The sequence below is a fragment of the Prochlorococcus marinus subsp. marinus str. CCMP1375 genome, assembly GCF_000007925.1.
GTDB lineage: Bacteria > Cyanobacteriota > Cyanobacteriia > PCC-6307 > Cyanobiaceae > Prochlorococcus_E > Prochlorococcus_E marinus.
In genome coordinates this window covers 787,829-812,814 of the sequence record NC_005042.1, presented here as the reverse complement: position 1 = coordinate 812,814, position 24,986 = coordinate 787,829, and the positions used below count along the sequence as shown (strand labels likewise).

At 33.8% G+C, this 24,986-nt stretch carries 27 protein-coding genes and 1 tRNA gene; 20 read left to right on the top strand and 8 right to left on the bottom strand.

The window, feature by feature from the left end:
* The first annotated feature begins 11 nt into the window (after positions 1-11).
* From PRO_RS04390 to PRO_RS04380, 3 genes are all read left to right on the top strand, one after another.
* Positions 12-518, top strand: a complete 507-nt coding sequence (locus PRO_RS04390) for a CGLD27 family protein (RefSeq protein ID WP_011125046.1) — start codon at positions 12-14, stop codon at positions 516-518.
* Positions 519-1,496 carry an asparaginase gene (locus tag PRO_RS04385; RefSeq protein ID WP_011125045.1) on the top strand — a complete coding sequence of 326 codons (978 nt, stop codon included), beginning with the start codon at positions 519-521 and terminating at the stop codon, positions 1,494-1,496. It abuts the gene before it with no gap.
* Between the two features lie 49 nt (positions 1,497-1,545).
* Positions 1,546-1,622 (top strand) — tRNA-Met (locus tag PRO_RS04380).
* A gap of 469 nt (positions 1,623-2,091) precedes the next feature.
* Here the strand turns inward: PRO_RS04380 and PRO_RS04375 are convergent.
* A complete protein-coding gene (locus tag PRO_RS04375; RefSeq protein WP_011125044.1) occupies positions 2,092-3,153 on the bottom strand; it encodes a chlorophyll a/b binding light-harvesting protein in 1,062 nt (353 codons plus the stop codon).
* Positions 3,154-4,041: 888 nt separating this feature from the next.
* On the opposite strand from PRO_RS04375, the gene PRO_RS04370 reads away from it, so the two are divergent.
* Together PRO_RS04370 and PRO_RS04365 are read left to right on the top strand one after the other, a co-directional pair.
* The gene (locus tag PRO_RS04370; RefSeq protein WP_011125042.1) at positions 4,042-5,379 is read left to right on the top strand and encodes a Rieske (2Fe-2S) protein; all 1,338 of its coding nucleotides are present in this window, start codon (positions 4,042-4,044) and stop codon (positions 5,377-5,379) included.
* A 99-nt stretch (positions 5,380-5,478) separates the two neighbouring features.
* The gene (locus tag PRO_RS04365) at positions 5,479-6,264 is read left to right on the top strand and encodes an ABC transporter ATP-binding protein (RefSeq protein ID WP_164923228.1); all 786 of its coding nucleotides are present in this window, start codon (positions 5,479-5,481) and stop codon (positions 6,262-6,264) included.
* A gap of 220 nt (positions 6,265-6,484) precedes the next feature.
* On the opposite strand, the gene PRO_RS04360 is transcribed toward PRO_RS04365, so the two are convergent.
* Entirely contained in the window at positions 6,485-7,216 is a 732-nt protein-coding gene (locus tag PRO_RS04360) for an AhpC/TSA family protein (RefSeq protein WP_011125038.1), read from the bottom strand.
* A 218-nt stretch (positions 7,217-7,434) separates the two neighbouring features.
* Here PRO_RS04360 and PRO_RS04355 point away from each other — a divergent pair, with 218 nt between their 5' ends.
* Together PRO_RS04355 and PRO_RS04350 are read left to right on the top strand one after the other, a co-directional pair.
* Entirely contained in the window at positions 7,435-8,490 is a 1,056-nt protein-coding gene (locus PRO_RS04355; protein ID WP_011125037.1) for a chlorophyll a/b binding light-harvesting protein, read from the top strand.
* Between the two features lie 289 nt (positions 8,491-8,779).
* Positions 8,780-9,373 (top strand): Crp/Fnr family transcriptional regulator, encoded by a 594-nt coding sequence (locus PRO_RS04350; protein WP_011125036.1) that lies wholly within the window; start codon positions 8,780-8,782, stop codon positions 9,371-9,373.
* 314 nt (positions 9,374-9,687) lie between these two features.
* Here PRO_RS04350 and PRO_RS04345 read toward each other — a convergent pair whose 3' ends face one another.
* Both PRO_RS04345 and PRO_RS04340 read right to left on the bottom strand, forming a co-directional pair.
* A complete protein-coding gene (locus PRO_RS04345) occupies positions 9,688-10,233 on the bottom strand; it encodes a ferritin (RefSeq protein WP_011125034.1) in 546 nt (181 codons plus the stop codon).
* 318 nt (positions 10,234-10,551) lie between these two features.
* Positions 10,552-11,616, bottom strand: a complete 1,065-nt coding sequence (locus PRO_RS04340) for an ABC transporter ATP-binding protein (RefSeq protein ID WP_011125033.1) — start codon at positions 11,614-11,616, stop codon at positions 10,552-10,554.
* 20 nt (positions 11,617-11,636) lie between these two features.
* On the opposite strand from PRO_RS04340, the gene PRO_RS04335 reads away from it, so the two are divergent.
* The 3 genes from PRO_RS04335 to PRO_RS04325 all read left to right on the top strand — a co-directional run bounded on the left by PRO_RS04335 (position 11,637) and on the right by PRO_RS04325 (position 13,259).
* Complete coding sequence (locus tag PRO_RS04335; protein WP_011125032.1) at positions 11,637-12,290, top strand: endonuclease III domain-containing protein; 654 nt, start codon at positions 11,637-11,639, stop codon at positions 12,288-12,290.
* An 83-nt stretch (positions 12,291-12,373) separates the two neighbouring features.
* Complete coding sequence (locus tag PRO_RS04330) at positions 12,374-13,051, top strand: SDR family oxidoreductase (protein WP_011125031.1); 678 nt, start codon at positions 12,374-12,376, stop codon at positions 13,049-13,051.
* A 19-nt stretch (positions 13,052-13,070) separates the two neighbouring features.
* Positions 13,071-13,259 (top strand): hypothetical protein, encoded by a 189-nt coding sequence (locus tag PRO_RS04325; protein ID WP_011125030.1) that lies wholly within the window; start codon positions 13,071-13,073, stop codon positions 13,257-13,259.
* 32 nt (positions 13,260-13,291) lie between these two features.
* Here PRO_RS04325 and PRO_RS04320 read toward each other — a convergent pair whose 3' ends face one another.
* From PRO_RS04320 to PRO_RS04315, 3 genes are read right to left on the bottom strand one after another with little or no spacing between them, the layout of a single operon-like run.
* Entirely contained in the window at positions 13,292-14,182 is an 891-nt protein-coding gene (locus PRO_RS04320; RefSeq protein WP_011125029.1) for a GNAT family N-acetyltransferase, read from the bottom strand.
* A complete protein-coding gene (locus PRO_RS09645) occupies positions 14,172-14,417 on the bottom strand; it encodes a DUF6737 family protein (protein ID WP_011125028.1) in 246 nt (81 codons plus the stop codon). Before PRO_RS09645 ends, PRO_RS04320 begins: the two co-directional genes overlap by 11 nt.
* Before the next feature lie 3 nt (positions 14,418-14,420).
* The gene (locus tag PRO_RS04315; RefSeq protein WP_011125027.1) at positions 14,421-15,005 is read right to left on the bottom strand and encodes a PCC domain-containing protein; all 585 of its coding nucleotides are present in this window, start codon (positions 15,003-15,005) and stop codon (positions 14,421-14,423) included.
* 285 nt (positions 15,006-15,290) lie between these two features.
* Between PRO_RS04315 and pgsA the strand changes: the two genes are divergently transcribed.
* Entirely contained in the window at positions 15,291-15,833 is a 543-nt protein-coding gene (pgsA, locus tag PRO_RS04310; RefSeq protein ID WP_011125026.1) for a CDP-diacylglycerol--glycerol-3-phosphate 3-phosphatidyltransferase, read from the top strand.
* Here pgsA and PRO_RS04305 read toward each other — a convergent pair.
* On the bottom strand, positions 15,814-16,716 hold the full coding sequence (locus PRO_RS04305; protein WP_011125025.1) for an NAD-dependent epimerase/dehydratase family protein: 903 nt from the start codon (positions 16,714-16,716) through the stop codon (positions 15,814-15,816). The genes pgsA and PRO_RS04305 overlap by 20 nt on opposite strands.
* A gap of 113 nt (positions 16,717-16,829) precedes the next feature.
* Between PRO_RS04305 and hisA the strand changes: the two genes are divergently transcribed.
* The 9 genes from hisA to proB all read left to right on the top strand — a co-directional run bounded on the left by hisA (position 16,830) and on the right by proB (position 24,967).
* Positions 16,830-17,597, top strand: coding sequence for a 1-(5-phosphoribosyl)-5-[(5-phosphoribosylamino)methylideneamino]imidazole-4-carboxamide isomerase (gene hisA, locus PRO_RS04300; RefSeq protein ID WP_036892343.1), 768 nt, complete (start codon positions 16,830-16,832; stop codon positions 17,595-17,597).
* Positions 17,598-17,706: 109 nt separating this feature from the next.
* A complete protein-coding gene (locus PRO_RS04295; RefSeq protein WP_052039729.1) occupies positions 17,707-19,323 on the top strand; it encodes a DUF3685 domain-containing protein in 1,617 nt (538 codons plus the stop codon).
* A 59-nt stretch (positions 19,324-19,382) separates the two neighbouring features.
* On the top strand, positions 19,383-19,940 hold the full coding sequence (locus PRO_RS04290) for a thylakoid membrane photosystem I accumulation factor (RefSeq protein ID WP_011125022.1): 558 nt from the start codon (positions 19,383-19,385) through the stop codon (positions 19,938-19,940).
* 102 nt (positions 19,941-20,042) lie between these two features.
* Positions 20,043-21,212, top strand: a complete 1,170-nt coding sequence (locus PRO_RS04285) for a hypothetical protein (RefSeq protein ID WP_011125021.1) — start codon at positions 20,043-20,045, stop codon at positions 21,210-21,212.
* A gap of 222 nt (positions 21,213-21,434) precedes the next feature.
* Complete coding sequence (locus tag PRO_RS04280) at positions 21,435-22,337, top strand: hypothetical protein (protein ID WP_164923227.1); 903 nt, start codon at positions 21,435-21,437, stop codon at positions 22,335-22,337.
* Complete coding sequence (gene ruvX / locus PRO_RS04275; RefSeq protein WP_011125019.1) at positions 22,330-22,791, top strand: Holliday junction resolvase RuvX; 462 nt, start codon at positions 22,330-22,332, stop codon at positions 22,789-22,791. The genes PRO_RS04280 and ruvX overlap by 8 nt, the downstream gene beginning before the upstream one ends.
* Before the next feature lie 30 nt (positions 22,792-22,821).
* Positions 22,822-23,358 carry a DUF3727 domain-containing protein gene (locus tag PRO_RS04270; protein WP_011125018.1) on the top strand — a complete coding sequence of 179 codons (537 nt, stop codon included), beginning with the start codon at positions 22,822-22,824 and terminating at the stop codon, positions 23,356-23,358.
* A 5-nt stretch (positions 23,359-23,363) separates the two neighbouring features.
* Positions 23,364-23,876 (top strand): YqeG family HAD IIIA-type phosphatase, encoded by a 513-nt coding sequence (locus tag PRO_RS04265; protein ID WP_011125017.1) that lies wholly within the window; start codon positions 23,364-23,366, stop codon positions 23,874-23,876.
* Positions 23,873-24,967 carry a glutamate 5-kinase gene (gene proB / locus PRO_RS04260; RefSeq protein WP_011125016.1) on the top strand — a complete coding sequence of 365 codons (1,095 nt, stop codon included), beginning with the start codon at positions 23,873-23,875 and terminating at the stop codon, positions 24,965-24,967. Before PRO_RS04265 ends, proB begins: the two co-directional genes overlap by 4 nt.
* The last annotated feature ends 19 nt before the right edge of the window (positions 24,968-24,986 follow it).

The following is a 24,986-nucleotide window of genomic DNA, read 5'->3' as shown; positions in this document are numbered from 1 at the left end:
ATATATTAATCATGGAAAGCTATTTAAACTCTCCTGTTCCAATAGAGCAAAGACCTTCAGATGAATTTACTCAACTAACAAATTCATTATTTTTTTCATGGCCTACTAAAAGTATTAACAACTTTATTAAAAAATTATTCCTAACATGGATTATTTCATTCCCATTTTTCATAATAATAAGTACTGGTAGTTATACTTTGAGGTTAAATATATTTAATCTCATATCTTTATCATTTCTTTCAAGTATAATCATACCTATATTAATTCTTCTTAGACAATTATGGGGTTGGGATTATGTATACAAAAGATTATTATCCAAAACTATTACTTATGAAGAAAGCGATTGGCATGATGGCAAAGACTGGGAAAAGCCTTCATCATGGCTACTAAGAGATAAACTTATAGCTTCACAAGAAGTTTTACCAATAATTTCAAAAATAAAAACTACAACTAAATATCTATTAATATTGTTTATATTTTTGCTAACATCTTATTTTTTTTATATAAGAATTAATTAAATGGACATAATACAAGCATTGGATACTTCTAATAATAAAAGAACTCCAACATTAAAAGTTTATCTTAAGCGTGGTTCATATGTTGAATCTATTCATAATGTTCATGCTGTTATTTGTGATAGGAAAGGCAGAGTATTAATGAAGGCTGGCGACTCAAATTATCAAACATTCATACGATCAGCATTAAAACCATTTCAAGCCATACCTTTTATAAGTAGTGGTGCGTATGAAAAAGTTATGTACGACGAAAAAGTTTTAGCAATTGCATGTGGCTCACATTCTGGTACAAAAAAACATGCAAGGGAGTCATTTAAACTCCTTTGGAATTCTGAATTAAATGCTGAACAACTGCAATGTCCAGTTCCCAAGAGCAAAAAAAGCAGCCTAGAACATAATTGCTCAGGGAAACATGCTGCATTTCTAGCAACATGTAAGAAAATGAACTGGCCAATAAATAGTTATTTGCAAGTTAACCATCCACTTCAAATAGAAATCAATAGGAGAGTATCTGAAATGCTAGGTATATCAACGAAAGAACTAGTAACCGCAAGAGATGATTGTGGGGCACCTACATTAAGGCTAGGACTTTTTCAAATTGCATTTCTTTATGCACAATTAAGTGGTTCAAGTCATAACGAATTGGAGCAAATAAGTAGGGCAATGATAAGAGAACCAGAACTTATTGCAGGAGAAGGGAGATTTGATACAGAAGTAATTAAAAGATCACACGGCCAACTAATTAGCAAAGGCGGTTCAGAAGGAATTCAATGCCTCAGCAAAATTGGAGAAGGGATGGGCATTGCCATAAAAGTTGAAGATGGCTCTAGAAGAGCAAAGCAAGCGGTTGCCCTTCATTTGCTAAAACAGCTTGATTGGATCACCCCTGTAAGCCTTGAAGAGCTAGAAGATATCGTTTTAAAGATTAATCCTGGGGTGAAATTAGAAGTTGAAGGGGAACTAAGATTTCAGGAAAAGTAAATAATCCAATAAGTCCCTGGCGCATTCGGATGTATGCTTGGTAAATCATCGCGGGGTAGAGCAGTCTGGTAGCTCGTCGGGCTCATAACCCGAAGGTCGGGAGTTCAAATCTCCCCCCCGCCACCAATTAAATCCAAGTGCTAACAGCCTTTTTAATGCCTTTTAACTATGTTTAGCAAAATCAAGAGAAGTATTAGAAATGGTCAAATCTCAGATATAACCTAATTATTTTTTTAGAGACATCCTCAAAAGAACCCATTCAAGTAAATATCCACTTCAAGAAACTATAGAACTATTATTAACCCCCTAGGGCGCATGTCCAAAAGCAGGACAGACTTCTGACTTTGTAAAACACACAAATGTAGGCAGGCATTTAAGCTTTTTTAGCCATAAATAATTACTGAGGTTATTAAAATGAGTCTTCTTAATATTTAAAATCCTCCTAGATATCTTTTAGTGGAGACGGAGCCAAAAATACCAAAGAACGGCCAATCTATACTTTTTTAATAACAATTCAAATAAAAAGCCCTGCCGAAGCAGGGCTTTGTAGATTAGAACTAAAGAACTAAGAATTAAATCTAAAAGGATTAATTGATCAGTTCAATGTAGTTTCTGAAGTTTCAAGATTGTCAAACAATTTGCCAATACTCTTGAAATCAAATCCAAGGGCTCTTAAACCATGGAAGAAATGTCCCTGAAGATAGAAGAATCCAATGAAGAAGTGAACATTGGTCAACCATGCACGCCCAGTGTGGGCATCTGCAGCTAGGGATGAATCTGTGTCAATCCAGTAAGGAGCTATTCCCAACTTGAATTGAAGAACATCACCATAAAGATCTACTGGGTAGATTGTGGTATTACTTGCACACCATAAAGCAGCAACGAACGCTGTATAAGCTGCTCCTGCTAATGATGTTGATAGTACAAATTCAGCTGAAAGAAGGTCTGCTCCTTTAAATGAATTGTATTCGCCGTAATTCTTGGTGAGGATATGGAAAACTCCACCAGCAGCCATAAAGAATGCTAAGAAAGCATGGCCACCCATAATGTCTTCCAAGCTACTAATAGAAAGGAAGTCAAACTGATGGTTCCAAATCATTCCAAGATCAAGGTTATACTCAACTTGGCGAACAGCTCCTGCGACTGGATCATAAATTCCATGAACTCTGGCCCATTCAACAAATTGAATGTTTCCAGCAGCAAGGAAAAGTAAATGATGTCCAAGAATAAATGTAAGTCTGTCTGGATCGTTCCAATCAAACTTAAACTTATTGGCTCTTGAAGTAGCAGGATAGCTTTCGAGTTTCTCCTCGTATCTAAAGGCGTGAAGCATGCCGCCACCGCCATATACACCTGAAAGGATCAAGTGAAGGATGGCTACAACAAGTAACTGATAAGTATCAGTAAATACGCCGTTAGAAATACCACCTAAACCAAGTCCAGCTAGGTGAGGGAGTACAACAAGCCCTTGAGAGCCCATGGGCAAATCAGGGTTGTAACGAGCTAATTCAAAAAGGGTGTTTGCACCAGCTCCGAAGCAAATGAGGCCCGTATGCGCAATATGCGAAGAAATGAACCTGCCGGATTTGTTTGTAACAGCTCCAGCATTAGCCGCATACCATGCATAGGAAACGTTGGGGTCTCCGTAGGTCTGCACGAGTGATATGTAATAAAATACGGATCTAAGATATACAAAAGTTGCAAAATAAAGCTAGAAAATTTACATGGCTTATTGAAACTGTTATCGATCGCTACTATCTGCTGTAAAAAAGGTGACTCAATCTAATGAAGTCAATATCTATAAAATCTGGTTTCGTCTTCTTAGAACTGGCGTTTTGATGAAATATAAGGAAAATATTAAGAGAAAAATGAATGGATTCCCGTTTAAAGCAAAACTGGGCGAAGCCAAACAATTTGATATTTGATATCAATGTAATAACATTTGATTTTGATTACTCATGCTCAGAAGTTTTGAAAATTACCTCAAAATATTTCCCGAATTAAATTAATTTCAGAAATTAAAGGAATTAATCATTAAAATAGAAAAGATTAATTAAAGCTATAAATTAAATATAATCTAAGATCGATAAGAAGAAATACCTATTGCTAAAGCTAGCAAATAAATGCAATTTCTAGGAAACATGAAATCCAAATGGCTTCTTTACCAGAGCTTGTATACACAACACCTCAAGGAGGAACAATCCACAAGTACGAGTTAACAGGTGGAAAGAGTTCGTTCCTACGTTACCTAGGATGCTATCTCGGAAGTTGCAAATTCTGTAATGACCTAGAGGAAGCCACCGTTTACTTAGAAAACACGGAAACGACGAATTATTGAGGCGAGTAATTCCTTTTTGCCAAATTGATCTTAAAAAGTGAAAAACAAATACACTTTGAAATGAATATTTGTTTTAGCACTAATAAAGTGTGTATTCACGCAACAGATCCTCATAAATTTAACTTTTATTTGGTGGCTTATGAATCGAGTACTGTAATATCAGACATACGCTAGAGCAAAATTCCTTGCTTAAAAAGGAAATAAGCTATGAAAGATGAAGTTCTTGCACAATTGAATGATTTAAAGATTGGCAAGGACACCTCTATAACTAGTAATAGTCATAACGAAAACAGTAGGAAAAAGGAAAGTCATGCTAAAGCTAAGGAACCATCAAATCAACTTAAGAATGGATTATTAGGATGGTATGCGGTCTGCAGTAAAAGAGAGCTTAAAGAAGACACTCCATATTGTCTTACTATGTTCAATGAGCCGCTTGTAATTTATAGAGATAAAGAATCCAATTTGCGTTGCGTTAAAGACCTATGCCCGCATAGGGGAGCATCATTTATAGGTGGTGAGGTCATAGACGGAGAGTTGGTATGTCCATATCATGGAGCAAGATTCAGTTCTAATGGGGAATGTACAAACTTAAATAGAATAACCTGCAACCATATAGTTGATGATAATTATAATAATTATGCTTCTAAAATACATTTATACCAATACATATGCAAAGAGATAGGTGACTATATATATATCTACTACACAGGAAATGCGAAGACAAGCCTAAAGGATTTTGAAGTTACGGACCAGTTAGAAACAAGATTTGTTGAATCATATGGATTTGATATATCGGACTATGCGTATGAAGAGGTAATAGTAGATTTTAAATGTGACTGGGCAAGGATTGTCGAAAACCACATAGACATACTTCATTTATTTTGGGTTCACGGTGAGACAATTCCTGACAATGATGTTAATCGTAAGGTAATAACAAGTTTCAATCAGGAAATCACAAGAGAAAAGAATCAAATTGAGAGTAAATATAAATACAAGGATAAAGGTAATAAAGAATTTATTAGAATTAAATTTTTACCACCTGGAAGGGTAGTAATTTATAAAGGAGACCCAAGTGATTCTAGATATATTCAGATTCTTGATCATATACCACTTTCAAATAATCAAGCAAGAGTAATAGTTAGACATTATAGAAAATTTATGAAAAATAAATTTATCACAGAACTATTATTATTTAAAAAATTACAGCATAGAGTATTTTACAAGGTTTTTGCAGAGGACTATATGATATTAAGGACTCAAACCTATAATAACCAAATGGGATTTGTTGAAAAAGATAATATAAAGTTACTTGGTGAAGATAAAATGGTTCAATATTATTGGGATTGGTTTAAAAGTTCAAATATAAAAGATAACCCATGGGAATTATTCCCAACTAATACTGATACTAATACTGTTCATCAAGATATTGCTATGCTTTACCCCCCAGCGAATAATACTCGCGTTAAAGAAAACTCTAGAAGCTTATTCATCAATATCTTGATTAGAATACTGATACCAATAGGCTTCCTAGTAGTCTTAATATAAGATGAGCAACATTAGAAGACCTGCCTGGTTGAATTGGCTATATTTATTGATTTTTATATTCTCAAGCTATGAATTATACATAATGTGGAGTCAAAGATTTTGATTGATGGTACTTGGGCAGAGTTTAAGAATTTAAATATATGGTACGAGCATAAAAGAGTTCTGAATAACATAAACCTAAAACTTAGACTAGGAGAAAATACTGTTCTTATTGGTACTAATGGTTCAGGTAAATCAACTCTTATAAAAACAATTGCTAGAATTAAATATCCTATAGTAGATAAGGAATCTTTTATTAAAATCTTTGGTAAAAACCACATAAATATTTGGGAGCTTCGTACTAAGATTGGATTTCTTTTTAGTGAAATAGATACCAGAATTAAAGGTAATATGCTAACAAAGGATATTATTCTTTCAGGCTATCAGGGGACATTCGGTGTGATAAATAGAAATTTAATAGGAACAAAAGAAAAACAGAATTTGGAAGAATTAATGAATAGCTTAAACTTAATTAAAGTTAGTAAGTATTATTCACAACTTTCAGATGGGCAAAAACGAAGAGTACTAATTGCGAGGTCTATAATTAACAACCCATTAGTTTTAGCCTTAGATGAGCCAACCAATATGCTTGATTTAAGATCGAACTATGAATTACTTAATAACTTAAGCAATTTAAGCAAAAATGGGATCACATTATTGTATACAACTAATAATATTGAAAATATAATAAAAGAAACGAATAGGGTGATATTCTTAAAAGAAGGAGAGATAATTTTAGATGGAACACCTGAAAAAGTTATAACATCTGAAAATATAAGTAATTTATATGATTTCAATATAGCTGTAAGGAATATAGGGGGGTACTGGAGAACATCGCCAGCCTAAAAAGTATTTAAATTAGGTTATTATAATAATTAAAACTAATATTGCTAAGCAACTCCATAATATTCTATTACTTCCTTTTTTCGATAACAAGTTAATGCTGAAGTTTTGTGATTTAAAAGCCGTAGCACCACAAGCAGAACATACTATTCTTCCTCCTAACGATCTATCTGCAATTAATTTTCGAGAGCCACATCTCAGACATATTTTTTCTCCCATAATACTAAAGCCAAGCTTTTAAGAATTTTACAGGCTCTTCCATCGTTTCAGAGAAGCCTAATAAACTTTGACACCTATATGAATATAACAGTTTTTCATCCGAATCAATTAAAAATGTACCTCCTCTTTGAGTAAGAAAAGTTTGATTTTTCATATAAATATTCCAATTAGAAGCTACTTCAATTAAGTTCATCAAACGCAAGGATGCTAATTCGAATGGTCTTAGTGATCCTTTCTCACCAATAAGGTTAAATGATGCGGCCCTAAATCTTATAATATTAGAGAAAGCTATATCTTCATTATCATTAAAAATTTGTCGTGAATTCTTATTACCTAAATATCCACGTAGGACCTCAGGTATTGTTCCAGGAGATTTAAACCCCATGCACATAAGCATAAGATTTATCAAAGGGTTTATAGGTAATGACAAGCCATCATTTAGCAAAAGTTTTTTGTGTAAATTATTTTGATCAACAGTTCTTATATATTTTTCCGGAAGTTTAGTATATTTACAAAAGTATTTTCTAGAATCCTCATTTCCTATACCAATAATATTTAATTTAATGCGAGACTTATCTATGTTAGACAAGTAAGGTCTCAAAGCTTGAATGTACTCAAAGCTATCAAAGTCACCTAATAGTCCTAAGACTACGTAGAGACTTTTTTTTCGTATAATCTTTTTTTTAAGCTCGTCCTCAAATATTCTAATTATCTCTGAGCCATTTAAATTTGTCACTTCGATAAAAAATCAATTTTACTATCAAAAGATAGATATCAGTAGATTGCTATAAATTATACAATTAACATAAATCTATCAAATATTAGACACGGAAAGCAGCAGATAAATACAATTGGATGTATAAAAACTACAATAGTAATAAGCAATGTGAAATGCTAATACGCAGCCGTTTGAAGCTCAAATACTTTAATAGAGCCTTTTAACAAATTACTCTCGTGCAGACCTACGGGAACCCAAACGTTACCTACGCTTGGTATGCGGGCAACTCAGGGACGACGAACCGTTCAGGAAAATTCATCGCAGCTCATGCAGCACATGCTGGTTTGATGATGTTCTGGGCAGGAGCTTTTACTCTCTTTGAACTCGCTCGTTATGACTCATCGATTCCGATGGGTAATCAAAACCTTATTTGCCTTCCACATCTAGCTGGTCTTGGCATTGGAGGTGTCTCAAATGGTGTTATTACAGAACCATATGGTTGTACTGTTATAGCAGTTCTTCACCTAATTTTTTCTGGTGTACTTGGCGCTGGTGGCCTTTTACATTCCATGAGATATGAAGGAGATCTCGGAAATTATCCAGAAGGTTCCAGAGCTAAAAAGTTTGACTTTGAATGGGACGACCCAGACAGGCTTACTTTTATTCTTGGACATCATTTAATCTTCTTGGGTCTAGGAAACATTCAATTCGTTGAATGGGCAAGAATTCATGGAATCTACGATTCTGCTCAAGGTATAACTAGAACAGTTAATTACAATCTAGACCTTGGAATGATTTGGAATCACCAAGCAGACTTCTTAACCATAAATAGTTTGGAAGATGTTATGGGTGGTCATGCATTTCTAGCTTTTTTCCTAATAATTGGAGGAGCATTCCATATTGCTACAAAACAATATGGTCAATACACAGAATTCAAAGGCAAAGGACTCTTATCAGCGGAATCAGTGCTCTCGTACTCTTTAGCTGGAGTAGCTTACTGTGCATTCGTTGCAGCTTTCTGGTGTGCAACAAATACCACAATTTACCCAACAGATCTTTATGGTGAGGTACTGAGTCTTAAGTTTGAGTTCGCGCCTTATTTTGTTGATACTGCAGATCTACCAGCCGATGCGCATACAGCCAGAGCATGGCTTTCAAACGTTCACTTCTATCTAGGTTTCTTCTTCTTGCAAGGTCATCTATGGCATGCACTAAGAGGAATGGGCTTCGACTTCAAACGAGTTGGTAAAGCGTTTGACAATATGGAAAGCGCCAAAATCACAGCTGGTTAATTAAATCATCCGTGCTTTTGCATAGATTTACTTAATCCTCAAAATCAAAAGAGTCTCTTTTTTATTAAAGAGGCTCTTTTTTTATTGCTTTAAACAAAATTCTTTTCTTATCTTACATTCCTTTTTCATGAGCAACTCACGACAAAGTTCGTATCATTCGTCACTATCCAGGTTATCAAAAGAACGAATCTCTCAACAGGCATGTTGCTATTGAGAATCGGTTGCAAAAGCGCGCTCTTTTAGTGTATTTTGATATTTATTCTCATTAGCAGAAGTAACCATTAAATATATGAATTACAGATTCCTTCCAGACGGGCCCGTGCCAAAGGTAAGGCTTGCTGTTGGCCAAACAGTTCTTATAGATCCATCTGCTCGTACAGGTGGTTCATGTTTAGAGGTTCTTGACGGTATAGCAAGAGTTTATTGTCCTTGCGAGGAAACAGAAGGAATGACTCTGGCCTTTCTACAATCTGGCGATCAACTAAGGACTGACAGATTATGTAGTGAAGGAATTTGTGTAGAAGCTCTAACTACACTTTGCTTTAGAAGTGATACTGAAGCATCTGAATTAAATGGATTTGATGCTGTCAATGAATGGACATTACAGCTTTTAAGAATTAGGCATTTAGGAAATGCTGAGCAAAGACTTCAGGCCTTATTTGCTCTCCTTGTTAATAGACTTGGCAGGCGCTGTGGTGACTGGTGTCAATTGCCTTTCAGGCTTACACACGAAAGAATTGGTGAATTAATTGGCTCAACACGAGTAACTTCCACAAGATTAATCAGCAGACTTAGATCAGCAGATTTATTAATGGTGCCTTCTGGAGAAAGTACTTTAAGTTTGGCTCCTGAATTTATAGAAGAATCACCATTATCTGCATAATAAAAATGTATAATTCCTTAACTATTTCCGACTCCTTAATTGGTAGTTTATGCAGAGAGATTGATTACATAAGAGAAAGGTATAAACAGGTTACAAACTCACTTCAAAATTGTAAAAATCAACTTTTAAAAGTTCGCTTAGACAAAGAGATTACAGAATTAAAGCACAGGCAAAGTGAATTACAACATATTTCAAATGAATTTATAAATAATGCAGAACTAAGCATCTCTAAACAATTTCTATACGAACTATGCCAAAGGCCCCTTGATTATATTTATAAGAAATAATTTAACTATTGATAGCTATTTATTTAATTAAGAAAGTTCTCCATCTATTATTAAAATTGCTGAAGCTTCGTTATTAGCGAGTTTAACTCTAGACAATAAATAAGCAAAATCATCTTCTGATTTAGTCTGATTATCAATAATTGGATCTAGAAAAACATTAGTCCTTGTATCACTTGACCTTTCAGCTGTTGAATATATCTGTTGAACAGAAGTAGTTACGTCACTCTCCAACTGAAATGAATCTGATATAACTTCTTCGATCGATTCCCACTCTTGCTTTGGGGCTGCTAGATCATGAAGGACAACAGTTTGTCCCCTTGCTACAAGATAGTTAGCAAATTTTGATGAGTGCTCATGTTCAGAAAGTGATTCTTTTTTAAAGTAATCTGAGAAACCTCTTAGATCTCTCTCTAAGAACCATATTGAAATTGCAAAGTATTGTGCGCTAGCATTTCTCTCCATAGTTAAATGGTGATAAAGCATTTCAACCAACGCAGGATCCATGGGTTGTGCAATTGCACGACCCGCTGAACTAGAAGTCATATTCAGCCTCTTCAGAGTTGTATCAGCCATAAAGAAAAAGGGAAATCATCAGATACAAGTAATAAACTCTAAATGTCAATTAACTTGTTACAACAAATGATACAAGATAAATATAAAAATTAAAGGTCAAGCTACTTTTTACTTAATCATGAGATGATAATGAATATCAGTTGCTATAGGGAAATTGTTTTAAATGTATTTTGAATCTATATCTATGCCTATATCCCTTAGAGAAAAATACGGTATATATCATAATAAGAAGAAAAAATGTAAGCGTCAAAAATGTTCAAATTGGAAAGGTGGAAAATGTAAATGCTGTAAATAGTTGTTTGAACTTTATCAAATTACTTAAGACTTGAGAACACATGATATACATCCAGGGAAAAGGTAACCATATTTGCCTGAGATAAATTTAATATCGCAATTATTGCCAATGCACAAATCTGAATCTATAGGCATTGATACTCTTAGTATTTTTTCTCCATATTGGACTCTAAATATCCAAGAATTGTTATTAAATTCTCTACTTTTAATTAAACCTTTACCATTTTCAGAGTAACTAATTTCAATTGAATCTTGGTCTACCATTAAAATATTAGGTTCTGCCTTAAGTAGATAAGGTTTAACAATGACTGAGCCAAAGGGTGTTGAAAAATCATCTTTTTTATGTACAATGTTAATTAAATTATTTTGTGAAACAAAGTTACCTACAAAGGGTGTTTTTGGTTTTGTAAGAAGATCTATAGCCGAAGCACATTGCTCAATAGATCCCTTTCTCATTACAGCGACACGGTCACATATACCAAGAGCTTCTTGGGGATCATGAGTAACTAAAATACCCGAGGCTGAACATGAATTAAGCACACGAGATAGTTCATTGCGGAGTCTATATCTGACTTCAACATCTAAGCTACTAAATGGTTCGTCTAATAACACTAAAGAAGGGCTTGGAGCCAATGCTCTGGCTAAACCAAGTCTCTGTCGTTGTCCGCCAGAAAGTTCATGGGGAAATCGCTTTCTAAATTCACGAAGACCTAATAACTCTAAAAGCCAATTAGCTCTACTCATGTCATGTTTTTTTGTTAATCCAAAACAAATATTTTTCCATACATTCAAATGCGGAAAAAGAGCATAATCCTGGAAAACCATTCCAATCCCTCGCCTCTCAGGCGGTAAAACATATGACGGTGAAGATATATTTTTATTTTGATAGACAACTGAACCCTCACAAGGCTTCTCAAATCCAGCGATTATCCTTAATAAAGTAGTTTTACCACAACCAGAGGGACCTAATAGGCCTAGTAGTTCTCCTTGATCTAGAGATAAATTTATTCCACTAAGAGTTAGTCCGTTATCTGAAATATCTCCATAGCCATGGCTTAGGTTAGTAACCTCTAGATGAACATTATTCACGGTTTAAGGGAGCAAATAACATGAACCAACTGCAAAGAGCAAAATTGATAATGACAAGGCTAGATGAGAAATATCCTAATCCACCTATTCCCTTATATCATACTAATACTTATACCTTACTTGTAGCAGTTCTGCTAAGTGCACAATCTACAGATAAAAAAGTCAACGAAATAACTCCAGAATTATTTAAGAGGGGTGATAATGCTAAAGATTTATACAATTTAGGACAAAAAGGTATTTATGAATGTATAAAACAGCTTGGACTCGCTAAAACAAAATCTAAAAATATATATAACCTATCAAAAAGTATCGCTAGAGAGTTCAATAATATTGTGCCAAAGGGTTTTGAAATACTCGAGTCATTTCCAGGGGTTGGCCATAAAACAGCTAGTGTTGTCATGGCGCAAGCATTTGGAGAACCTTCTTTTCCTGTTGATACTCATATTCATAGGTTAGCTCAAAGATGGGGACTAACCTCTGGTAAAAGTGTGAAACAAACTGAGGTAGACCTCAAAAGAATATTCCCCAAAGATCAATGGAATAAGTTACATCTACAGATAATTTTTTATGGGCGCGAATACTGTAGTGCAAGAGGGTGTAATGGAACAAAGTGTGAGTTATGTAAGGAACTATTCCCAAGTCGTAAAAAAGGTATATTATGTAAAAAAGCCTAATAATGACATTTACAAAATATTTAATCACAGTAGAAACAAAATAAAGTTAATATGTCTAATAATGTTTAGCTATTTGATAAAAAGTGAAGATTGCTGTAAGTGGTGCCTCTGGCAAAACCGGTTTTAGAATAGCCGAAGAAGCTCTCAAAAGTAACTACACAGTTAGTTTAATAACAAGAAAAAATTCCACTATTCCCTCTACTTTGGAATCATGTCAAATCAATAGATTATCTGGTTTCAATAAAGAAGAGCTAGATCAAGCTTTAAATGCAATAGACACTCTTTTTATAGCTACAGGTGCCAGGCCTAGTATTGACCTTACTGGACCAGCTAAAATTGATGCCTGCGGTGTTGCTCAGCAAGTAGAAAGTTGTCAGCGAGTGGGAGTAAAGCGAATTATTTTAGTCAGTTCACTATGCGTAGGTAAGCTATTTCATCCATTAAATCTATTTGGACTTATATTACTTTGGAAAAAAGTAGGAGAACAGAAGTTAATAAACAGTGGAATAGATTGGACTATCATTAGACCTGGTGGGCTTAACGAAACAGAAGATAATCTGAATAAACAATCTATAAAATATACAAGTAGTAAAAGACAAGAAGAAGGTTCCATACCAAGACGATTAGTTGCAAAATCATGCATAGAAGCACTGAAAACAACTTCTTCAATAGGTAATATTATAGAAATAACTAGTAATGAAGAAAATAAAAGAATCTCTATGAAAGAAGCTATTAAAGGCTTTAATATCGTAGGAAATTAATTACACCATAAAAATAAAGATGGAAACAAATCCTAAGATCGATTCATTGCAGCTAATGCTTACGGACCTAAGAACAAGAAATGAATCTATTCGCCACAAAGCTGCATTTAAAGGCTGTCAGCCGGAATTCCAATCGCTTGTATCTAGGTTAATTAAACAATTAGAGAATGAACTTAGCCAAGAAAAAAAAGGCTTACGTAATAACTAAAAAACTAATATGTGATTTACTTTATATAAATACTAACCCAACTCAAGACAAGCCAAGCCATATATTTCCCTCATTGAAATTGAAGGCTGATTGCCTCTATACATCCTCACAGTATGCGAAATAGGCTCGAAATTGAGCGACCTAAATAATTTGTTTGATTCTGTATTTCGTCCAGGAGAATCTATTAGAATCACACCTGAATAGTGACTTGTTAGATTGCTTAAAAGATAAGACGCAAGATCGGGTGTATCTGCTATTAAAGGTCCGATACGATATCCTGAACCATTTCTAAGTAAACAAGGTCTAATTCTGCTAAAGCCTACGCATAGACCTTTTTTATTCACTAGAGCTAGGACTGTTCCAGATTGGTGTGAAAGCCAATCAGAAAGAAAATGAGGTCTAGGAGTATATTCTTTATTTTTATCGTATTCCTGTATCATATCTTGAGGAATCTCAGAACCTTCCAGGAGAATGTATTTCTTAGAATAAAAATCATAGTTAGTTATATTAAGACTTTGATTAAAGCAAGATATTTGCCATCGAGTAGTTATAGAAGATGATTTAAACCCCCATTTCTCATAATCATTTATTCGATCAAGTGCTGCTTCTATACCAATACAATCTATTGTGTCTAGCTTATTTAAAACGTGCCTCCATAATTGAACCCCATATCCATTACCTCTATATATCTTATCTATAATGAATAAACCCAAGAAACCATAAAGTTGATTATATTTTATACCAGCAATACATCCTATAGGCTTGTCATTTATGGACCCAATCCATAGGCCTTGGTTATCAGTATTTCTATATATGTCAACATCACCTAGACCAGGAGCAAAACCCTCATTTCTAGCCCAGTTTGTAACAGTATCTATGTCATCTACTAATAATTTTCTTATATTAAAGTCTTTATTCTTCATCTTTTTCGCTCTGAACAAGCTCGATGTTATAAATCATAGGTGCTATAAATAAAAATAAAATCCACCACAAAGTAATTAAAAAAGAAGCAATAATAGTAAGCCAGAAATTTTTAAAGGTTACAAATATAATTATTATAGATAAAACTCCTGTAATTATAATTGACCATGGCTGACACCATTTAGGTTTTGAATCCCAATAATGATTCTTAGTAAAACTTGATAAATGTAAATTCATTTATTATTTATAGAGATCACCTTTTTGATATAGTTCCAAGAAATCATCATATCCTCCTCGGAAAACACCATCTAGAAATATTTGTGGAAAGGTAGAACTACCACTTCTCTTTTTAATAGATTCGAAATTTGCGTCACTATTTATATTAATAATTTTGTGAGGTATTTTATTAGTAGAAAGAATTTTTTTTATATTATTAGACCATGGACAATTAGGTAGAGTTGCTACTTCAAGGACAAATGAAGTCAAATTGGTAGTTGTAAGTTTGCTCTCCTGAGAGTTTATTAGAATATCTGCTCCCTTAAGTACGATTGCTCCTTGCTCCAAGTGCCCTCCCCATACACGACAGTCTCCATCTGAAATAGCTAAATGCAAATGGACACTTTCTGGTGAGATAGTTCCATTTAAACTTATTATTTCAAGTGTTCCATCAAAAGAAGTCTTTGTTTTATTTTTAGGGCATTGAACTACTGCCTTAGAAAGGTCACCAACAACACCAACTATAAAACCATTTATATTATTTTTACGAGCAAATTCTGCAATAGAAAGTTTAAGATCAACGCCAGGGTTTAATTTTAGTCTATTCATATTTAGAAGGTAAACTATGTATAAAAGATAAGAATTCCTAACTACATAAAATTAATTCCCTTCAAGGCGACGAACAATGTAAAGCATAGCTACCAAGGACGCTGCTAAAACAAACAGAAGGAAAGATGTCATTTGATTTTATTTTTATTATAATAATTACATAAAAACTACCATTTACGCTTTTTTTTAACTATAATGTAAAAGAAAGCTAATATAAGAACTGAAATGCTACAAATTAATAGAGATATTTAACTAAATGCTTAATCAAAAAGTTCTAATAAATAAATGAGTGTATTAAAACCTAGCCTTTACAGAAAATTAGCTGATTTAATAACAATTTCCAGAATGTTTATAGGGGTTCCAATACTTATAGCACTTTCTATAGATCAAATATTAGTCGCATGGATATTACTTTTGTTAGGAGCTTTTAGTGACTGGATGGATGGATGGTTAGCAAGAAAAGCAGGCGGAGGATCCAAGCTAGGGGCTCAACTTGATCCGCTAGCAGACAAGATAATGCTTTTGGCACCAATTATTTGGTTGGCCAAGAACAATGTAATTCCATTATGGTCAGTTTGGTTGTTAATTAGTAGAGAGCTAGTTGTTACAGCCTGGAGGAGCAATGATAGAAGGGGTGGTCCTGCTTCAATTTTAGGAAAGATTAAAACATCTCTTCTTTTTTCAAGCGTAATATTATTAACTCCTATATCTTTTGTTAATTATAACCTATCAACAAGCCTTCATGTTATTGGCATAATATTTTTCTGGGTGTCTTTATTTATTGCAATCCTTTCTTCCTATAACTATGTTAATAACCAATTAAGTTAATGTCTAAACTGAAATCTGGCTTTTCATTTTTATTGATTAAATAATCATTCTGAAAGCTTTCACGTAAGCCTTCGTTTAACTCTATTCTTGGAGACCAATTTAAATGGTTTTCTATCAAACTAATATCTGTAAAAAAATGATTAAGTCTTAAAGGGAATATCTTACGTGCTTTTTTATCAATTTTAGAAGGATCAAATGAGAAAAGTTTAATATCATTAGGGTCTTTACCACATGCTAAAGCAGAAGAGTAAATTAATCCTCTGAAAGTAATTGCTTTTTTGCCCGAGCAATTATAAATACGATTATTAGAAACTTCTTTTTCTAAAGATAATGACATTGCTTCAGCAAGGTCATTAACATGACCTAGTTGAGTAATTGTATTACCTTCATTAGGTATTGGTATGGGTCGGTCATTTAAAATACGTTCAAAGAACCATTTCTCTATTGGGTTGTAATTTCCAGCTCCATAAATATATGTTGGTCGAAAACTAGTAAAGGGAACCTTTGATAACCTCAGCCAATTCTCTGTTTCTGCCTTTCCAATATGCCTACTCTCTAAGTCAACTTTAGAATCCTCCGTTAATGGTAACGTCTCGCTATCTGCATAGATTCCAGCAGAACTGACATAGAGAAATCTATTCGCAGGAGGACCCGTAATATCTAAAACTTTTTTAGTTTGATCTTTTGTCCTCCCGGAACTATCAATGATTACATCGAATTTAAGACCATTTAATTTCTCAATTTCATCTCCATTTCGATCACCTTGAATATGTCTAACGTTGGAAGGGAGGGAATTCACTCCTCTAGTAAAAATTGTTAGGTCATGCCCTTGTTCTTGTAATTTACCCAACAAGGCCTTACCTACAAAGCGAGTGCCTCCCATAATAAGGATCTTCAAAATGTTAAAGCGAATTACTTTTCTATTGAAGCGCGTTAAGTGCTTGGCAAACAAAACCTTTGCAATGCAGGATATATAAAGAAGAAAAATTGTTTGTGATTGAAATTATTCCAGCCATTGATCTACTAAAAGGCAGCTGCGTTCGATTAGTCCAAGGTGACTACAACGAAGTTACTGAATTTAACGACAATCCTTCCCAGCAAGCACTTTTATGGCAAACATTAGGAGCAAAGCGACTACATCTAGTGGATTTAGATGGTGCTAAAACAGGAGAACCACTTAATGACTCGGCAATAAGAAAAATAAAAGAAAAGTTATCTATACCGATTCAAATTGGAGGGGGAATAAGGACTATCCAAAGAGCTGAGGATTTAATTGAACTCGGAGTCGATAGAGTGATCCTAGGAACAATTGCGATTGAAAATCCAAATATCATAGAAAAGCTTTCAGAAAAACATCCCAATAAGATAGTTGTAGGTATAGATGCAAAAGAAGGCAAAGTTGCAACTAGAGGATGGACAAATAATTGCGAAATGGATGCTACTGAACTAGTAAAACGATTTTCTCAAACAAATATCGCGGCAATTATTTGCACAGATATTTCTACTGATGGGACATTGATGGGTCCAAATTTAGATTTTCTTAGAGAACTAGCTTTAATATCTACTGTCCCCCTCATTGCATCGGGAGGGATAGGCTCCATCTCAGATATACTTTCTATACTACCGTTAGAACAAAATGGTATTAATGGTTTGATTATTGGTAGAGCACTTTACGATGGGGCGTTTGATTTAGCAGAAGCCTTAAAAGTAGTTAAAAACCAAGATCTCCAAGATATAGTGAATGCTAATAAGGATCAAGCTTGATAATCTCCCGAAATGATTAAATCTAGAAAAAGTCATTAAGCCTAAAAAGGACTGGAAGAGAAGGAGAAAGTTAGTTAAGTTTTAGGTTGAAGGCTATTTGGCAAATCAATTGATTGAAGGCGCTCCTAAACAAGTACTGCTTTTAGCACCGGACTTACTTGGGGAATCACTATCACTTCAATTAGGTTCTGATGATTTAAATTTAAAATTTTGCCTTAAAAAGGAAGACCTAAATAAACACCCATCACTTATCATTTGGTCAATAGAAAATGTTCAAAATGCAAATACAACAATACTTGAGTTGAAACGTCTAAGAAAGAGATGGAATCAAGCTCCTATACTTTTGCTATTACCTACAAAACTAACTATTAGATCATCGCAAATACTTAATTTTGAATGCGATGGAATCCTTCAAGATCCAGACATTGAATTAGTAAAGGAAACAATATCAACTCTATTAGGTGGAGGTAGAGTTATAAGACTCAATGAATCCATTGATGGAAGCCAGATAAAAAAAGCACCAGTCTTTGACCTTAGAAAAAAACTACTAATAAATAGTCTTGAAAACACAAACATGGAACTTAGCAAATTAGACTTGCTAGAACATTCCTCTCATAAAAATTTCTTGCTTTTATTGGCAATAAGAGCAAGAAGACGAGAGGTTAAAAGTGCTCGTTCATTATTACTTTGGTTCTGGTCTCCTATCAATTCATCGCTAACAATAAATAACAGTCATAAATATAATATTAAAAAATCATATTCTACTAGTATAACAATACCAGAAAAGAATACAAAGGCCATATGGAATGAAATTCATCAACATATAAAAGAATCTATTGAGCATAAAATAACTAATAAAAGTAAGAATATCTTTGCTATACAAGGGCTCAGACAAGAAAAGCAAGTACTTCTTTTCTCAACCCTTTTACAACAACTTGATTATTTGTTAATCAAACTCCAAGATGTGAGTACTAAAGAACAAGCTTATATTGATTCTTGGTTCTCCTTAGAACCTGAACTTAGGAAACAATCATTAAGAGACTTTACTGGAAATTACTCGAGACTATTTCTAAATGGTGAGTCTGTAAGTATTTCAGAAGAACTTTTAAAGATAATTGATTTAAATGAAGTTGATGAAGAATTACCTTTCCCCTCTCTAATGCTGGACTCTTTAATACTTAATAAGCCTTTACTATTAGAAGGCAACCTACTCCCTCCAGATGATCCAAGAGCTTTAATAAAATTAGAGATGTTGATCATGAATTGGTTAATACGTACAGCTGAAATAATTAGTTCAGAACTAATTAGTGCATGTTCAGAATGGCCTGAACTTAGAGAGTATCTCCTAAAGCCATCCCTTATTTCAACAAGAGAACTTGAAAAACTTCGTAATCAATTAAATTATCAACGCAGGTGGCAATATCTTATTGATCATCCCATTCAGCTATATGAAAGTAAACGTCAACTATTTAAGTTTAATGAAGGAAATATTGAATCTGTCCTTATAAATGAGCCGAGGGATAATGATTTACGAAGATTAGGCTGGTGGCAAAAGCAAGTAACTCTTTTGATAGAAACAAGGGATGCTCTGGCGCCGCAACTTCAATCATTATTGAAATATATAGGCGATTTGATGGTTGTATTGCTAACAAATGTATTAGGTCGAGCTATTGGTTTAGTAGGTAGAGGTATTGCGCAAGGTATGGGTAGAACTATTTCAAGATAAATCGCTTATTCAACTTCTAGATCTCTACAGCATAGATTTAAATTATCCATCTAAACATAATGTATAGAGTCACCTCTTTTGCTTTAACTCTTATTCTATCTCTAGTCTTTCTACTAGTATCTCCTGCATTTGCAGCAAGAGATACCAATAGTTTTGACGGAAATATATTCCCAATATATGCCGGAAATGGATCATTAGTACCACCTCAATCAACAATAGAAAGTTCGCTAAATAATAAAAGGACTAGTGTTATTGTTTTTTATCTTGATGACGACGCCAACAGTAAACAATTTGCTCCAGTTGTATCTGGACTAAAATTACTTTGGACATCTTCAATAGATATTATTCCTTTAACAACAGATGAATTATCAAGAGGAATGACAGATGATATTACCAACCCTGCTTATTATTGGCATGGAAAAATACCACAATTAGTAGTTCTAGATGGAGAAGGTAATATTTTGCTAGATGAAGAAGGACAAATACCAATCGAAAAGATCAATTCTGCAATAAGCTTGGCTTCTGGATTAGAAGCACCAGATTTCAATATATCTATCAAGAGCTTTAACGAATACAATAGTGATGCTTCTAAAGATGGATATACAGATCCACGTTAGTTAAGATAATATTAAATAATTAATCTTTAAATGAATGATTCCTTTAAATCTAATATAATTAGAATATTATTTTAATTATATATAAGCTATAATCATATAAACATGACAAATATAATAATACTAATTTCAATAGTAATAATCATTATATTCATTTATTCATATAAGATAACAACTAAATCTTCTCCGCTTATACTTAAACCAGAGAAATGGTTTACGAATAAAAAGAAATCATCAATAGAAATTATAGGCACAATAAAAATCAGTAATCCTGATAAGAGAATCGAAGTAATGATTCCTGAATTTAAAGTAGAAGCAAAGTTACTAGGAAATAGAAGATTAAGTAAATTTAAGTTAAAAACAAAAATCACACCAAATCATCCTGACATGTCTCCTAGAGAAGATGACTACTGGCAGGCTTATATAGTTAAATCTAAATCACATACAAATATTAACATTAGGCTAAATATTGAGCACAAAAAGGATTCAAACTTACTAAAACAATTAGATAGTATATGGGTAGAGATTGTATGGATTAACTATGGACCATTTGGAAGAGAGAAAAGACTTGATGGTTTTGTAATACCTTTAACTTTACCATTGGATTCTTCTCCCAATAAGAAATATTTAGATCTTGAAGATTCTAGTAAAATTACAACTTTAGCTATCAAGACACACAAACTAGGTATCCTAGATGACCCAATGAAACTGATCTATAATTACACCTCTGAACTAATATTACCTGGTGATATTGTAACTATAGGAGAGACACCTTTGGCAATAATGCAAGGTAGATACCATCACCCTAGTTCACTAAAACTAACCTATTTTTCAAAGCTATTATGCATTTTCTTTCATCCCACAAGCAGTTTAGCAACAGCTTGTGGGATGCAAACACTTATTAATGAAGTAGGAGTTTTAAGAGTTATTTTTGCTTTATTTATTGGATCTATATTTAAGATTTTAAAAGTTAAAGGGGTGTTTTATCGATTAGCTGGAAAGCAAGCAAGGTTAATAGATGACATAACAGGCACTACTCCTCCCTATGATCAAATGATAGTGCTTGGTCCACTTCACTCAAAAGATTATTGTGAAAGTGTCTCTAGAAGCCTTGGAGTTCATGTTGCGGTTGTAGATGTAAATGACTTAGGGAAAGTGAAAGTCTTGGCATCAAGCAAGGGTGTCGATTTATCACTTCTAAAGCAAGCATTACATTCAAATCCAGCAGGAAATGCAGATCAACAAACGCCCATAGTGATAGTTAGGCCTTCGTAATACAATTAAGTCAAAAGATCAAAAATATAGATACATTTGGGATAGGCATTACTTTCCCCTTTGCAAAAGCTAAGTAGAAGAGCTATCAAGGTGGATTATCTTCGCATTAGCCACCTATATTTTCTCGCTCTGAAAAAGCAACCTAATAGATTAGCCTCTTTACACTTACTGCTTCTGAAAAATTGGCTTTCTCGTGCAGAAGATATCCTTCCAGCCTTTTTAATGTCAAAGAAACAGCCAATTTGTTTAGTAGCTGTTGAGAATAATGAGCTAATAGCGTCTATTAATATCAAACCGATTAACAAGAGGGGCACTAGCTGGTCTTTTTCGCTACCTAAATGTTTTTCTGAGCCAAAATGGAATACACCTAGAGAAATCAAATTAAGGCTTATAAAAGCATCTTTAGAACTTGAGCCAAAATCAATTCAGAACTGGTTAATAAAATGTCCCTCTTCTTATATAGAAGAACTTTCAATTTTAAGAGAACTTGGATTTCAACCCCAAAAAATGATCCGGAGTTGGTCTATAAACCTCGATAACAAGGACAGGGTACTCTCATATTCAAAAGCAGAATTACCAAATTCATTTCGTTGGGAAAAGATAAATAAAGATAATGCTCGTCTACTTTGGAAAATAGAATTGGCAGGTGAGTCAGTTAACTATAGAGAAATTATTGATCGTCAATCAACAGATCTTATAGAAAAAGCAAATAAATTTAGTGGGGTCTTAATATCAAAAGAAGGGACTGATCTCAATGTCATAGCTGGACTGATTCCACAAGATTTCCCTGAAGATCAAACAACTCTAAAGCTAATTAGGGATTTAGTTTGGGATTCTCGTTTAACTTATGCTATACCTGAAATATTAAAAACTATTTGCATAAATCAAAACGAGATTATTATCGAGACAAATAGTAAGGATGATTATGTAAATAATATACTGAAGTCAATTGGATTAGAGCCTAACATTGAAAATATTATTCTCGGTAAAAGTAATTTAAGAAGAAAAAATAAAACAGCGTTTTCATCAAATTTTAAGACCATAGAAGGAATGCTAGGCGAACTAAACCCAGGAAATTCTCCACTTCCTTCCCCTTCAATCACCCCCCCGATAAAAATTGGTTAGACCTAAACCAACTTCAGTTCTTAGTTTTGATTATGGTCATAAGAGGATCGGATTGGCTGGGTGTGATCCTCTTGGGATAACAGTTACTGCGCTATCTCCAATACATAGAATCTCATTTCAAAAGGATCTAACGCTAATCAAATCACTATGTATAGAAAGGGAAATCAAGGGTCTGATTGTAGGATTACCTCTCGATGAAAGTGGACAAAACACTGTTCAATCAATTCATTGCCAAAACTATGGAATAAAAATTGCAAAGGAACTTGATTTACCATTAGCTTGGGTGAATGAACACAGCAGCAGTTGGGATGCTGGGCAAAAGTACAATCTCCAAAATGATCGTACAGGAAAGCTTGATAGCGCAGTCGCTGCTCTTCTACTTGAACAGTGGTTAAGAGAAGGACCAGAACTTCAACCTGTTTCAAAGCTCGACTCTCCAAGAATCAAATTTTGAGAACCAAAACTCCACAACATTCCGCAAATTATGTCAGATTCTCAATCACCAAAAAATAATGAAGTCCCAACCCTTCTCGTTGTAGATAGCAAGGGCGATGAGCTGCTTTGTTTTCTAGAACAAATCGTGCCTTTATCAGATGTAGAATATGTACTTTTGACACCGGTAGATACACCAGTCTCTTTATTTAGACTTAGAGAAGACAATGATCCTGAACTTATTAAAACAATAGAAAAGAAGGAACCTATTCTTGAAGTAGCAGATGTTGTACTTCAGGAATATGATTTGAAATTAATCAGATCAGCCGTAACCCTTACAATTACAGGTGAACTTGATGAGCCAGAACCAGAAGAACTAGAGGAAAAAGATTTTGATGAAGATTCAGAACTATATGAATTACTTGTAAATTTCAAAGTTAAAGATGATGAATATGGTCTTTATATACCTTTAGATCCTTTCTTTATTGTTGGGAAAATAATTGATGGTAATGCCACTGTATTAGAAGGTGAAGAATTTGACAAAATTCAACCACTAATTGAAGCAGAACTTGAAAAAAGAGATTTCTAAAGGAAATGTATAATAAATTATTAAAGGCAAATTGGGATAGTGGGATTCCTATAACAAATATTCCTCAGAATAGAATAAGAGAAGAGGGAATAAAAGCTCTTTTGATAGATGTAGACGGTACACTTCTTCCTAGAAGTGAAGAACTTGTTCATACTTCAGTCAAGGAATGGATTATGAATACTAAAACACATTGTTCTATTCATCTTATTAGCAATAACCCTTCTAGAAATAGAATCAAAAGGATTGCATCACAGTTAGATATTAACTTTACGTTTGGAGCCGGAAAACCTAGAAAAAAAAAGCTATTAAACTGTCTAAATAAGATAGACTTAGAAAATTCACAAATAGCAATAATAGGTGATAGAATCTTTACTGATATATTAGGAGGTAATAGAGTTGGTATATATACAATCTTAGTAAAAGCAATCGGGTCAAATGGAAAATCTAAAAATATTAATTATGTTCAATTCATAGAAAAAAGTCTTGCTAAATTAATTATGGGAGTTAGTAAGAGATGACGTTATGGACAATAAAAATAGGCACAAGCCTTTTAAGAGGTAATAAAGAATTTAGTACTAATAAAATAATAGAAACATACTGTGGATTTATAGCTGAATCTAAAGCTAAAGGTGACCAAGTAATTATTGTATCTAGTGGTGCTGTTGGCCTGGGATGCAATCGACTTGGATTAAAGGTTAGACCAAACGACCTGAATTCCCTACAAGCAGCAGCTGCAGTAGGGCAAGGTTATCTGATGTCACTTTATGAAAGTGCTATGAAGAAATATGGATACAATGTAGCGCAAATACTTCTAACACGTTCTGATTTCGAATCCAAAAGATGTTTTAAAAATGCTTCCTTAACTATAAAAAAACTTCTTGATTGGAAAGTGTTGCCAATTATCAATGAAAATGATTCAATTGCTAATGAAGAATTGAGGTATGGCGATAACGATACATTATCTGCTTTAGTTTCTACTGCTATATCAGCAGATCAATTAGTTTTACTAACTGATATAGATAAATTATATTCATCTGACCCTAAATTTGATAAAGATGCAAAGCCTATAACTGATGTACATAGTTCAAATGAAATAATACAAATACAAAGCAATTCAAATGAATCTAATAATTGGGGTACGGGTGGGATAAAAACTAAGTTAACAGCTGCTCAAATTGCCACCAAAAATGGAATAACAGTTCATCTTGCTGATGGGAGAGAGCCAAAAATTCTAAAAGACATTTTAAAAGGTTCTCGCGGAGGAACAGTATTTCATCCAAATCCAAAACCAATAGGCACAATGAAGAGCTGGCTTGCCCATGCCTTATATCCTCAAGGGACACTTCATGTAGATGATGGTGCTTATAATGCAATTCAAAATAAAGGGGCGTCTCTTCTTATTGTTGGCATAATTAATATTGATGGGGATTTTGCAAAAAACCAACCTGTAAAAATAGTTAATCTTGAAGGAATAGAAATAGCTAAAGGAATAAGTTCAATAAGCAGTGAGTCAATTAGGCGTTTTATAAATAATCGTATAAAATCAACTCAATACCCTGTTGTTGTTCACAGAGATGTTCTAGTACTTTCTAGTGAATTACTTATTTAACAAATTATCAGCTTCTTAT